At 43.7% G+C, this 12356-nt stretch carries 13 protein-coding genes; 1 reads left to right on the forward strand and 12 read right to left on the reverse strand.

The annotated features are described in order from the left end of the window. Nucleotides 1-249 precede the first annotated feature (249 nt). From H6571_16920 to H6571_16955, 8 genes are all read right to left on the reverse strand, one after another. On the reverse strand, nt 250-885 hold the full coding sequence (locus H6571_16920; GenBank protein MCB9325423.1) for a 2OG-Fe(II) oxygenase: 636 nt from the start codon (nt 883-885) through the stop codon (nt 250-252). 136 nt (nt 886-1021) lie between these two features. After that, nucleotides 1022-1543 carry a GNAT family N-acetyltransferase gene (locus tag H6571_16925; GenBank protein ID MCB9325424.1) on the reverse strand — a complete coding sequence of 174 codons (522 nt, stop codon included), beginning with the start codon at nt 1541-1543 and terminating at the stop codon, nt 1022-1024. A gap of 210 nt (nt 1544-1753) precedes the next feature. Continuing rightward, nucleotides 1754-2314 (reverse strand): hypothetical protein, encoded by a 561-nt coding sequence (locus H6571_16930; GenBank protein MCB9325425.1) that lies wholly within the window; start codon nt 2312-2314, stop codon nt 1754-1756. Nucleotides 2315-2357: 43 nt separating this feature from the next. After that, a complete protein-coding gene (locus tag H6571_16935) occupies nt 2358-3071 on the reverse strand; it encodes a hypothetical protein (GenBank protein ID MCB9325426.1) in 714 nt (237 codons plus the stop codon). A 165-nt stretch (nt 3072-3236) separates the two neighbouring features. Then, nucleotides 3237-3584, reverse strand: coding sequence for a hypothetical protein (locus H6571_16940; GenBank protein ID MCB9325427.1), 348 nt, complete (start codon nt 3582-3584; stop codon nt 3237-3239). Nucleotides 3585-3602: 18 nt separating this feature from the next. Further along, a complete protein-coding gene (locus H6571_16945) occupies nt 3603-4565 on the reverse strand; it encodes a DUF4350 domain-containing protein (GenBank protein MCB9325428.1) in 963 nt (320 codons plus the stop codon). A gap of 609 nt (nt 4566-5174) precedes the next feature. Then, on the reverse strand, nt 5175-5591 hold the full coding sequence (gene bphX / locus H6571_16950) for a BphX family protein (GenBank protein MCB9325429.1): 417 nt from the start codon (nt 5589-5591) through the stop codon (nt 5175-5177). A 286-nt stretch (nt 5592-5877) separates the two neighbouring features. Further along, the gene (locus H6571_16955) at nt 5878-6393 is read right to left on the reverse strand and encodes a mechanosensitive ion channel (GenBank protein ID MCB9325430.1); all 516 of its coding nucleotides are present in this window, start codon (nt 6391-6393) and stop codon (nt 5878-5880) included. A 193-nt stretch (nt 6394-6586) separates the two neighbouring features. Between H6571_16955 and H6571_16960 the strand changes: the two genes are divergently transcribed. Continuing rightward, nucleotides 6587-8218 (forward strand): ABC-F family ATP-binding cassette domain-containing protein, encoded by a 1632-nt coding sequence (locus H6571_16960; GenBank protein MCB9325431.1) that lies wholly within the window; start codon nt 6587-6589, stop codon nt 8216-8218. Between the two features lie 275 nt (nt 8219-8493). Here H6571_16960 and H6571_16965 read toward each other — a convergent pair whose 3' ends face one another. From H6571_16965 to H6571_16980, 4 genes are all read right to left on the reverse strand, one after another. Then, entirely contained in the window at nt 8494-9261 is a 768-nt protein-coding gene (locus tag H6571_16965) for a hypothetical protein (GenBank protein MCB9325432.1), read from the reverse strand. 54 nt (nt 9262-9315) lie between these two features. Continuing rightward, nucleotides 9316-10389, reverse strand: a complete 1074-nt coding sequence (locus H6571_16970) for a family 43 glycosylhydrolase (GenBank protein MCB9325433.1) — start codon at nt 10387-10389, stop codon at nt 9316-9318. 284 nt (nt 10390-10673) lie between these two features. Continuing rightward, nucleotides 10674-11084, reverse strand: a complete 411-nt coding sequence (locus tag H6571_16975; GenBank protein MCB9325434.1) for a hypothetical protein — start codon at nt 11082-11084, stop codon at nt 10674-10676. A gap of 97 nt (nt 11085-11181) precedes the next feature. Continuing rightward, nucleotides 11182-12207 carry a dipeptide epimerase gene (locus tag H6571_16980; GenBank protein MCB9325435.1) on the reverse strand — a complete coding sequence of 342 codons (1026 nt, stop codon included), beginning with the start codon at nt 12205-12207 and terminating at the stop codon, nt 11182-11184. Nucleotides 12208-12356: the final 149 nt, after the last annotated feature.

Genomic DNA, 12356 nt, shown 5'->3' on the forward strand with positions numbered 1-12356 from the left:
ATGCCAAAGTGTCGGCATTTATATAGCTTAAAATCACGGAGCGCAATGGGTTTAATCAGATCGACGGATTCTGTTTTTCAAACCCTGGATTAGTCAAGGTAATAACTTTTTCCGAAAAATAAGAATTTATGATGGCCAAACCGGGGATAATATAGATTTTTTGATGAATTTATGACAAAGGCATACATAAATTTCAAAACTATAGTATTCGTCAATGGATAGGGTGTTGCGATGAAAGGTCTGCCAGGCTCAAACACTTTTCAGCCAACCCGCAATGCTAATCCTGCTTCGATTAAAGGAGGGATGAACCTCATGTTCCATTTCATCGCTTTTAAAAAAAACCACCCTTCCGTTGACCGGGTAAATATTTACCGGGTCGTTCCCTTCCGGGTAAAGGGAAATATTGCCGCCGTCTTCCTCCTGCCAGTACTCATTTAAATACATGACAAGTGAGAATTTTCTTCCTTTATCACTTTTAAACTGATCCAGGTGTCGTTTGTAGAAACTGAAGGGTTCGTAATTGGCGTAATGAAATTCGAAATCATTGATACTGGTGTAACAGGTACGGTTCAGATAACTGACAAAATCAGTCACCTTGCGCATGAAAAAATTTTCAAACGGATCGGTTGAATCTTTTTCGATCCAGCGGATCAGATCCCCCCGGACCACGGCATTTTTCTGATAATCAAATTTTTTGCCGACTCCTGCGGGATGCATATGACCTTCTGTTTTTAGCCTTTGGAGATTTCCCCGAAGCCCGGCCAGAATATATTCCTCCAGAAATTCGTCACAAACGCCGTATTGCTGATCCACCAGCCCCTGGATGAGGGCTTCGAATTGGGCTTCTTCCCTGATTTTTAGTAACTCCTCCAATAATGGTAAAATTGAGCATCATGAAAAATGATTTGGGTTCAGAACGAACAGTCCGTTTTCGGCGAGCTGGTAATGCTGTTACCAATTGACGGGGTAAAGTGAATCAAAATTCCGGAAATAACCTACATTATGGTGATAGTTTATTATTTTATCCTACTTCAACCCTATACAACAAAAGCTCCGCGTCATCATCCGGTAGTTTTATCTTTTCCACAAACTGCAGTCCCAGTTTTTCGATCAGCCTTCGGGAAGCCATATTTTCCGGGATCGTGATGGCACTGATCTGTCTGATGCCAAAGTGATTGATGCCTGTATCTTTGACCTTTTGGGCACTTTCCAGGGCATATCCCTGTCCTTCGTATTGAGGCAGAAAAGCGAAGCCTATATCAACTCCTTCCAGCCCTTCCCGGTCATACAGCCCGCAGGATCCCAGTTTGGCCCCGTCCGATTTCCTGATGACGGTGTAATTGGAAAACCCTAATCTTTCCAACTGAGGGGTGATCCTGTTTTGGATATAAGCTTTGGCATCCTCGATGGACCGGACATTGCGATCGCCAATGTTTTCGAGCCACTTGGGGGTGTTCATCAGTTCCAGGATAAAAGCGGCATCTTCTTCAGCTGTAGGCCGGAGGAACAAGCGTTCTGTTTCGAAGGTGAGGTATTCGGGCATGTTGATATCGGTATTTATTTGTTTCAAAATGGTTTCAGTTTGTTTCAAAATTGGTTCCGGCACTGCGTGCACGAGGATCTTCCTTCGGTCGATTTCAGGATGCGTGCTTTGCGCCCTCCGCGTCTTCTCTGCGTGCTTTGCGGTTAAACATACCCAGCAACTCCCCATTGGTAAACCGTTCATCCTGCACCGACAGGCCGGGAGGTTTTTTTAATCGTGCCAGGCATAAACGATCATGGATACTCCGTCGGAGAGGAAAACCAGGTGACAGTAAATCCTTCCGTTTTTTTTCAGCGCATAGTCTTTTACGGGCTCCAGCCCATCGTAATCTTTAAGCATATAAAGAACTTCGTGAAATTCCAATAAATCCTGGGAAAAGTCGGAGTGAGTTTCGGAAAGTCCATGTTTTTCAAGTGCCGATGGCAGGTTGTCGTAAAATGTGGTGTCTGTTTTTACAAGAGAAAGAGTGACAGCTTCCCTCGAATAAGGACCCCATGACCAACTTTTAGTGTCCACGAACTCTGCATTTTCCGGAAATTCAAGCCCGGTCACTTCCTTGAAATGTTTTTTATATAAAACATTGGGATTAAAAATGCCGCCATAGATGCCAAAGCCCATGTACAATAAAGGGAGGAGGGCCAAAAACATCCATCGTTTATCGATTTTCTGTTTTTTAATCACCCGGTAGATCAAAAGGGAGATCCCCACAGGAATGCCCAAAAACAGGATGGCCATGCCGGCCAATTGCAGTATTAAAGAAAGTTTTTCCATTTCAGCAAATGTTTCGGATCAATGGTTCAACCTGTTAAACCGCTCAATAGTAGATGGTTTCTTCTGATTCCGGTGTCATGACCCCGGTTTCTCCAGGGCGGAATCCGTCCATGACCGGCAGTTTTTTCAACTTAAAGGTAAAGGATTCTTCCGCCGTTACGGTTGTTTTCATCTCATTGGTTACCTCATCGCAAATTTCGGTTTCCTTTTTGTAATTGATTTTGCCGGTCGACAGGTTGTAGTCAAAATATTCCCAATAATCACATCGGGAACCAAATTCAACCGAAGCACCGATCAGTTCCCACTTGCTGTTTTGAAACCGGAAACGGTGGGTGTATGACCACTTTTGACGACTGCCGCCAAGGTGTTTGATTACGATTGCTCCGTTTTCTATGGAAATGTCCTCGAAAGGATCTCCCATCGTGCCACCCTGTTCGCTGGGAAGTACAGCCGTTGAGGAGCGTTGCCAGAGTTTCCAGGCACCTTCCTCCTTTTTGAATACATGGATTTCTCTTTCATACCCAAAGTCTGTCATACGGTCGGTATTGAAAACCATCACCTTTTCTTCCTGACCGTCCTTGTCCAGGTCACCGGTTGCCTCTCCGATTTTTTGGAATCCCGCCGGGGTGGCAATGGTGTCCGGCTGAATGGTTTCAGTAATAGGATCCGTTTCGGCAGTATCGTTGGTTGAAGTAACCTCTTTTCTTTTGCAGGAAAAAAGAGCCAGTCCGATCAATAGTAACAGCTTGTTGGTCATGGTGTTTTTTTATCGTGGGTTTTTCAAACCTGATGGTTTGCAGATACAAGATAAGCAGTCAAAGTAAAAATCAATAAATCTTAATCATAAACTTTGAGCATTGGTTTTTTTACATGCGCCTGGATATTTTGTTTTTTAGACTAATCCGGGGGATCATCACAAAAATCAACCCTGTTTTTCCAGCAACCGTATCGCAACCCAGATAATTCCTGCAAGGAAAATAGTGGTAAAAATCACCTTATTATGGCGGGCCAGCCAGACTGGTAGAAAAATGTCAAAATTTTCCTTTTCGGAAGTTGAATATTTACGTGCCACCAGCGTTAGGGGACAAAACATTTTAAAAGCCACCAGGACCAGTCCTTCCAGTAGCACAAAACCGATGGCGAACCATGTGTAGGCATTAATGCAATCGGCCCATCCGGAATAAAGGATGTAAAAAATGAGGGTCACGAAAAAGATCCAGATCAGGGTATGCGCCAGCTTGACGAGCAATAGTTTGGTTTGATCTCTCATCTTGTCTATGAAGTTTACTTATGGTTTTTTCTCACCGTTGGTTTTGTCTTCATCATATAAACGATCCAGCCAGTGAATTATGTTGAGCAAAAGCTGGAAATTTTCATCAGCTTCCGCGGCATTCATTCCCACGCGAGTTTGGGTAGCACCAGCAAGCTGAGCCGTAAACATGGCGGCCTCTCCAAAAACGGCGACCCTTCCTTTGCCGTAATTCAACACAGCCCCCTGTGATAATCCTTCGGCAGACATCCTTTTGGTATTTTCATCAAAAACCCACATGGTATCCGGCAACAATATTTGATATCCGGAGGTCAATTCCAGGATGGAGACTGCCCCATCAGGCAGGCTAAACCCCTGACCGGTAAACGTCCTGATCGTATCCACTGATTCTGCTTTGTTTCTGCCATTGGTGATGAAATTTGAGGCCAGCATTTTATTGTTTCGCGAAAAGTCAAAAATGCCCCGGTTGTGTTCATCCAATAAGAAACCGTCGTAAAAACCAAAACCAAAGGCTTTGCCCAACGTGGCCGAAGCTCCCGCAAAGGGCATATGGTCGGCGATGAGGAAAAGAGAGCCGCCTTTTCTGACCCAATCCTCAATAGCGGATATTTCCTCTTCCGAAAAGGCGCTATCGGTGGGAACAGTGAAGGGAGGCCGGGCATTTTCAGACAAAGCATTGGAGATCACCAGTACTTTTATGCCCCGGAGTTTTTTGGGGTCAAATTTACCTTCAAACCCCTCAACCTTATATCCATCCTGCTTAAGCAGCTTTGCAAAAGGTGAAAACCTGCCATCCTTGGTATGAAAGTTTTGATGCCCCTGGTCAATGTAGATCAGAGATCCGTTATTTTCGGGATAAGCTTTTGAAACGATGTCGGGTTGGTAAAGCGTGTCGGCATTTTGCTGGGCAGGTAATTTACCAACGGACAATAGGGCTGCCAGAACCAGGAAACATTTATAAGGGAAGCATATTTTTTTCATGGCTTCGGTTTTAGTTAATGGATCAGATAGGAAAGATGCACCCAACCGTGGACTTTGGTGTTTGAGATAGGCTCATTTTTTTCGATGTTCACAACGCTTTTATTGATGGTTTAAGATGAACGCTTAAAAAATCGATTGGAAATAGGGTTATGATTTGATGTATGATAAATAGAAAACATGAATCATCCCGAATTTTTTAATTCAAATGGATGCTGAAAATATATTAACAATATTTATCTGCAATATATTCAACTCCTTCAGAGTTGAGATTGTTTTTGTTTGATTTTCAATGGATTACATTCATTGCCATTAATACCTTCCGGCAGGCAGGCAGGTTAATTCCCTTCGGGAAATGGATTAAGAATAGAGTTAATTTTTAAAAAGAAGATTAAATTTATCCCCGAATGGGGATAAATATCAATAACGCAGTATGAAATACTGCCAAAAAAGGGACAAAAGCCAACTCTGAAAGAGTTGAATGTAACCTGTTTCAAACTGACAATCAATTTATTGAAAAAAATCCCAAACTTTGCCGGTCGGCAAAATTCGGGATGACTCATATTTTATGATAAAAACTGCTTTTTTTTAACCTGTTCAGACCTTTTAAAATTAAGCAATTGCCATTTTTTCTGCATTTTTCAGGAATATCCATCCGGTAATAATGATGATGAGATGGATAATAATAAAAGGAATATACCCCGAGGCATCATACCCGTTTTTGATCCAGATGGCATCACACAATACCCCGCGCAGCAATTCGGCCAAAATGATCAGCCACACCATGCTTTTGTTGGCCAGGGGATCCTTTGAAGCATAAACCAGCACTGCACCAATGGCACCCAGTTCGAATACAAAAACCATCCAGGCATCCATAAAGCTTCTCACGGCCAGCGGATCTGAGTTGAATGTTCCCGGCAGTCCCGAACGGACGAAATCAGGATTGATGAAAAGACCATAAAGGTTCATCACGGTCAATAAAAGGTAAAAAACACCTACAATACGCATCCACCATTGCAATTTTTTCATGATTAATTGTTTTTAGTTTGTTTGAAAAAACAGGTTCGAAGTAAATCAAAATCTCTTTCGAACCAGGACAATGCAAAGATGGGGGCGGAAATGCCCGGGATGGTATCAAAATGGTCGCATGGTATGTCAAAATGGTCGCATTTGCGTTCCGAAATTAAAAATTCACCTTTTTCGGTGCTCCGCTATTGCACTTTAGGGCTCATTTTATTAAACATATACCGGGCGATTTTCCATTCATTGTTTTCTCTTTCAAAAACAAATAATTCTCTGTTTTCTTCAGGAATAATCATGATTTAGGTTTAGGTTCCGGTTTAGTTACTATTTTGATCATTTTGTTGAGGATCAATGAATTGGGAATTGTAATTTTTTCATCCTCTTCCGTTTTTAAAATAATAAAAAACAACCCGATGTCGCTTATTCTGCCTTTCAGCGGGTAATCCTTATCCAGGATTAGCAGGTGATCCCCGATTTTTGCGGGATGGTTGACAAACAGGATAATACTTGCGGTAATATTGGACAAAACCGACCATTGGGCAAAAAGGGCTACGCCTAATATGGTCAGGAAAGAGGAAATGAATACAAAAATATCCTTTTGATCAACGGCCCAAATGATCGAAATAGAAACAAAAGCGATCAGGTAAATGATGAGGTTTTTGGCTTTGTTCACCATTTTTATTCTTTGCTTTTGCAGACCAAAATTTTTCCTGATCTTTTCCAGTAATTTGGTGAATACCCATTTCAATGATAATACCAGTGCGATTACGGCAATGGTTTCCAAAATATGAATATTGTATTGGTTCATTCTGTCTGTTTTTATTTTAATTTTTCAAAAAGCACTTGCCCTGCCTTAATTTTAAAGTCCCAAATTAATAAATTTTTGATGGCTTACAAGAAGGAATTCTCGTTTTGAGAAAGGAACGAATTAATAAGGGGTGAAAATTTTGTCCTGTTTCTTTACGCCTTTTTTTTACTTTTGCAGGCTAAAATAAAAAAACATGATTTCGGTAGATGGCATAACGGTCGAATTTAGTGGTCAAACGCTCTTTAAAGACGTTTCTTTTGTGATCAATGAAAACGACAAGATCGCCCTTATGGGAAAAAACGGGGCCGGTAAGTCCACGATGATGAAGATTATTGCGGGCTTACGGAGTGCGAGCAGGGGACACGTTAGGTTTCCCAAGGATGCGGTCATCGCTTATCTTCCTCAGCATTTGCTTACCGAAGACAATTGTACGGTATTTGAGGAAACGGCCAAAGCTTTTCGCAAAGTATTCGAAATGCGGGATGAAATGGAGCAGCTCAACAAAGCCCTGGAAACCCGTACCGATTTCGACTCTCCGGAGTATATGGCCATCATCGACAAGGTGACTGACCTGGGGGAGATTTTCTATTCCATCGAAGAGGTCAATTATGATGCTGAAGTGGAAAAGACCCTGATGGGACTGGGCTTTAAAAGGGAGGATTTTACCCGGCAAACCAGCGAGTTCAGTGGTGGATGGAGAATGCGTATTGAGCTGGCCAAGATCCTGCTGCAAAAACCCGACCTGATCCTGCTGGATGAGCCGACCAATCACATCGACATCGAATCCGTTATCTGGCTGGAAGATTTTTTGATCAACAAGGCAAAGGCGGTGGTGGTCATCTCTCACGACAGGGCGTTCATCGACAACGTGACAAATCGTACCATAGAGGTCACCATGGGGAGGATTTATGATTACAAAGCCAATTATTCCCATTACCTCCAATTGCGGGAAGAACGCCGGGCCGGCCAGTTGAAAGCTTTTAAGGATCAGCAAAAATTCATCGAAGAAAGCCAGCGGTTTATTGAACGATTCAGGGGGACTTACTCCAAAGCCAACCAGGTGAATTCCAGGGAACGCATGCTGGAAAAGCTCGAAATTATTGAAATAGACGAGGTGGACAATTCTTCTCTCAAACTCAGGTTTCCTCCTTGTAGCCGTTCCGGCGATTACCCGGTGATCGCGAAACATTTGTCCAAAAGTTATGATGACCAGATTATTTTTAACGATGCCAATCTCACCATTGAACGGGGTGAAAAAGTATCTTTCGTGGGCCGTAACGGGGAGGGGAAATCAACGATGATCAAAGCCATCATGGGCGAAATAGATTTTAAAGGAGAATGTGCGCTCGGACACAATGTGGCGGTGGGGTATTTTGCCCAGAACCAGGCCTCGCTATTGGATCCGGAGCTCACCGTTTTCCAGACGGTTGATGAGGTGGCCAAAGGGGAGATCCGTACCCAGGTAAAAAATATTCTGGGCCGATTTATGTTCAGCGGGGATGATATCGACAAAAAAGTATCGGTATTGTCAGGGGGGGAGCGTACCCGCCTGGCCATGGTGAAATTGCTGTTGGAGCCCGTCAATCTACTGATCCTTGATGAGCCTACCAATCACCTGGATCTCAAGTCAAAAGATGTTTTAAAAGAAGCCTTGCTGGCCTTTGACGGCACCCTGATCCTGGTGTCTCACGACAGGGACTTTTTACAGGGATTATCGGAAAAGGTTTTTGAATTCAAAGACAAACGGGTCATTGAACACTTTGAAACCATCGACGATTTCCTGGAAAGGAACCGCATCGAAAACCTGAAACAGATCAATTTATAGGCAGTCTTCTGGTCGGGCATCGTGAAGCACTTGTTGATGGCCTGGAAACCATTCGACCATTCTTCCAGGTTTTCCCCGGCCAGACGGGAAAGAATTTCAGCAAAAAAAACGGTATCGAAATTCAGGAGCATTCTCGACCGATGTCCATAATCCTTCCGATGGTTTTACAGGTGCCGCAATAGTGCATTCGATGGAATCGGTAATCCTGACTGGTTTTATGGGCACAGCTCTTTTCCGGGCGCATGAGTCCAAACATAAGGATTCAATTTTAGGGTTTAGATAATATTTGTTACGGCTTTTTGTAAATCAGGAACCCATTGATGAAAATTTTTGGGCAGCCATCCACGATGTCTGGCCAGGTGAATCATGGGGCGAAAGCCCTTTAGAAAATATTGGTCTTTATACGGAATATTAAGGTATGCTGAGTCAAAGGTTCTGAATGTAGATCCCTGTTTTCCGCTTTCCAGGTCTTTTTTTAAAGATAATTCCCCCTTCAATGCCTTATCAGTCCCCGACATATTGACTTTGCTTTTATCCCTTATCCCTGTTTTATTGAACCCTGCATGAGGCACTACGTTGTCCTTTGGGCAATAAATATGGTAGTGATGGATGCCGGGGTCTTCCAATTTGGCCCCTCCGACCACATTGGGTGTATTGAGGGTTACAATGTTTATTTCTACATCGTCTCCTAAAATTGCGTGCAGTTTTTTACTCGCCAATAAGATAACGTTCCCTCCATGGCTGTGCCCGACGAGGGTTACGGTCTTTTCGGTAATGTGATATTTCACCCGGACGCTTACAATATGTGCCAAAAGTTCTTCCGCTGCAATTTTTCTGGCAAAAGTATTATTGGCTCCACTCCAATCAAACAATTCCACTTCATTTCCATAGGCTTGACAGCCAAAAATAATCCTGGTTTCCGCCCTGATTTCATCATCCCAGGATTTACTTGATCCCTTGGTGCCGTGAACAAAATAAGCCTCGGAATGGGCGTGAAAAAACCCCAGGCAGAGGACGGTGAATAGAATTGTTTTTTTTAGCATTTCCGGGTATATAAATGTTCAATTTACGATTTTTTTCTGCAAAGGGCTTGGGAATTATTTTTCCAACGGTCGTCTTTTGACCCCGGTGGAAGTCATCTTTACCGGATTGATATAGCCGGATTTGTCAAAAGTCAGTCGGTCGATACAGGTTTCCCGATGGTGGGGGTCGCTTGTGCCGACGGGTCTGCGGTGGTATACAATATAATGTTCGTCCGTACCCGGAATGGAGATCACCGAATGATGGCCCGCGCCGGTGGCGATCGTTGGATCCTGGCTCAAAATTTTCCCTATCCGGCGAAAAGGACCAAGCGGGCTGTCGCCAATGGCATAGGCCACGCTGTAATCGGGTCCCATCCAGCCGCCTTCCGACCACATGAAATAGTATTTCCCCTTTCTTTTAAAAACAAAAGGACCTTCCACATATTGATCGGGGGTGATCTCTTTAAACACGGTCCCGTCCTCAAATGATCCCAGGCTTATCAGATCCTTGTTTAATCTGACCACGTTGCAATGCCGCCAGCCACCGTAATAAAGGTAAATCTTCCCGTCATCGTCCCGGAAAACAAATTGATCAATGGGCTGGGCCCCGTGATGAAATTGATCAATGAGCGGTTTGCCCAACGCATCTTTAAAGGGCCCTTCCGGGTCATCGGCGACGGCCACCCCGATCCCTCCCGTCTCCTCATCGCTCTGGATATCATTGGCCGAGAAAAACAGGTAATATTTTCCGTTGGCGCCGATGATGGAGGGTGCCCAAATGGAGTAGGAGGCCCATTTTACCTCCCTGATGTCCAGAACGTGGGAGTGTTTGGTCCAGTGTGTGAGGTCCGTCGAGGAGAAGGCATTGATAAAGGTCTGTTTGAGGTATTGTGGGTTGATGGCCTTTTCCTGGGCGGCCTGTTGCTCCGGTGAAAATACGGTGGAACGGTCAGGTTGCCCGTAGTCATCGGAATAGGTTGGATAGATCCAGTACTCGTTACCGAAAATGATGCCTTCGGGGTCTGCATACCAGCCTGGGAACACCGGGTTTCCGGCGTACAAAGAAGTTCTGGATTGATCCTTTCGGGAAAGGCATGAACCGGAAAAAATCAATAACATGGTCAGGAAAAATGAATGCTTCATCATCATTGGAATATAATTGGATAATGGATAACGGGGAAATATTTAATTGAAAGGAATGCCGCAAACTCAGGTAATATGCCCTTTAGCCTTCTCCCTTTAATCTTTAGCCTTTAATTTCAGCCTTCCCCCAATCTCATTCCGATCCAAATATACCACACCATCCGGTTTGACCATCACCCCTTCTGGAATATCTTATTGATGGTTTCAAATTCGGGGTTTTCCGACCTTTGGTGCCGGGCAGGATTGGTATTGCAGTATGTTGAGTATGAGCTTTTATCCGACTTTTGGATTTATTTATTAGGTTCAAGATAGATTTTTCCGAAATTGAATCTGAATTTTCTGGGGTTGCTCGCAAATTTTGAATTCCATTGATCTTGTTCTGAAATTAGAATTTTCTCATTAAATCCCTCTTTATTTAGAATGATTTTTAAACTATCAAAAGTCATCGTAAGTGTACTAAATTTTATTTCAAATTCACCGGCCTTATTCGTGTATTTGATTAACTCTTTTCCCAATCCATTTGACCGCCAATGAAATAAATTTTCGATGGGAAAAAGCGTATATTCCATTTTTACTTCTTCCAAGGGTTTATTATTCGCCTTATTAATAATTTTGCCTTTAAATTCGAATTCGAATTCAGGGTCACAACCTAAAATTATTATGGTCGATAATAGAATCAGAATTATTGTTATTCTTTTCAATCCTTGAAATTCTGGGTTGGTATAAATTGTCTTATTTTTTGATTCCCCTTTTTCTAATTTTATCCCATTCAGTTATATGCCTTTTAACCTTTTTCCTTTAATCTTTAGCCTTTAATTTCAGCCTCCCCCCAATCCCGTTCCGATCCGGATATACCACACCATCTGGTTTGACGATCACGCCTTCCGCAATATCTTCTTTCAGCAACAGGGCACCATCCATATCCACAAAATCGAGCAACGGCAGCAGGTGGGCGATGGCGGAGATGCCGATCGAGGATTCCGTCATGCAACCTACCATGACCTTCATGCCCAGTTCGTGTCCGCGTTGGATCATTCTTCTTGCGGGGGTGAGTCCGCCGCATTTGACCAGTTTGATGTTGATGCCATGAAAATGTCCGTGACATTTCTCCACGTCCGATTCCACCTGGCAGCTTTCATCGGCCATGATGGGCAGGACGCTGTTTTGGTACACTTTTTTTAACCCTTCCCAGTCGTTGGCTTTGAGGGGCTGTTCGATAAATTCAACGCCCAGGGCTTTCAGGTGCGGGGCGTTTTCTATGGCTTCCTCAGCAGTCCAGGCGGTGTTGGCATCTACCCTGAAAATGGCATCTGTATGTTTACGCAGCTCCCGGATGATATCCAGGTCGTGGTCGGTACCGAGTTTTATCTTGTAGAGGGGCCAGGGTTTTTCTTCCATTTTTTCGACCATCTTTTCAATGGTGTCGCGGCCGATGGTAAAATTGCTGTTGGGTAAATGGTCGGTGGTGAGCCCCCAGATTTTATAGGTGGGCTGCCCTTTCATTTGTCCGTACAGGTCATGTGCCGCCATATCCAGGGCGCATTGTTCAAAAGGGTGCCCCACGAGGTGTTTGGACATTTCTTCCCAAAAACTTTCCGGCGTATCAAGGGTGGCGGATTCAATGACCGGTCGCAGGGATTCCAGTTTGTCGATCATCCCTGCCAGCGTCTGGCCGTAATAGGTGGTTGCTGATGCTTCACCGAAACCGGAAAAGCCATTGTGCTGTAATTCCACCACCAGTCCTTCCTGGAATTTCCGGGATTCATGTGTGATGGTAAAAGTATGGGCCAGTTCGAGGTTGTAAGGATGGATGATGAGTTTCATAAAGAATCAATTAGGACGGTTAAGGAATATATTTTTTACCCCATTATGGTTTTTTCGCTGAATAGGATTTAACCGCAAGGTTCGCAAAGGAGGCGCAAAGTTCGCGAAGTATTCCTTTGATTTATGGTCAAAGGCATTCCCCCTTGCAT

The organism is Lewinellaceae bacterium, assembly GCA_020636105.1.
Classification (GTDB): domain Bacteria; phylum Bacteroidota; class Bacteroidia; order Chitinophagales; family Saprospiraceae; genus BCD1.

Coding starts and splice junctions, on each gene's coding strand:
- H6571_16925 (MCB9325424.1), bottom strand. CDS start 1,543: ATGCCCGAATACCTCACCTTCGAAACAGAACGCTTGTTCCTCCGGCCT.
- bphX (MCB9325429.1), bottom strand. CDS start 5,591: ATGAAAAAATTGCAATGGTGGATGCGTATTGTAGGTGTTTTTTACCTT.
- H6571_16970 (MCB9325433.1), bottom strand. CDS start 10,389: ATGATGATGAAGCATTCATTTTTCCTGACCATGTTATTGATTTTTTCC.
- H6571_16980 (MCB9325435.1), bottom strand. CDS start 12,207: ATGAAACTCATCATCCATCCTTACAACCTCGAACTGGCCCATACTTTT.
- H6571_16965 (MCB9325432.1), bottom strand. CDS start 9,261: ATGCTAAAAAAAACAATTCTATTCACCGTCCTCTGCCTGGGGTTTTTT.
- H6571_16930 (MCB9325425.1), bottom strand. CDS start 2,314: ATGGAAAAACTTTCTTTAATACTGCAATTGGCCGGCATGGCCATCCTG.
- H6571_16960 (MCB9325431.1), top strand. CDS start 6,587: ATGATTTCGGTAGATGGCATAACGGTCGAATTTAGTGGTCAAACGCTC.
- H6571_16945 (MCB9325428.1), bottom strand. CDS start 4,565: ATGAAAAAAATATGCTTCCCTTATAAATGTTTCCTGGTTCTGGCAGCC.
- H6571_16940 (MCB9325427.1), bottom strand. CDS start 3,584: ATGAGAGATCAAACCAAACTATTGCTCGTCAAGCTGGCGCATACCCTG.
- H6571_16955 (MCB9325430.1), bottom strand. CDS start 6,393: ATGAACCAATACAATATTCATATTTTGGAAACCATTGCCGTAATCGCA.
- H6571_16935 (MCB9325426.1), bottom strand. CDS start 3,071: ATGACCAACAAGCTGTTACTATTGATCGGACTGGCTCTTTTTTCCTGC.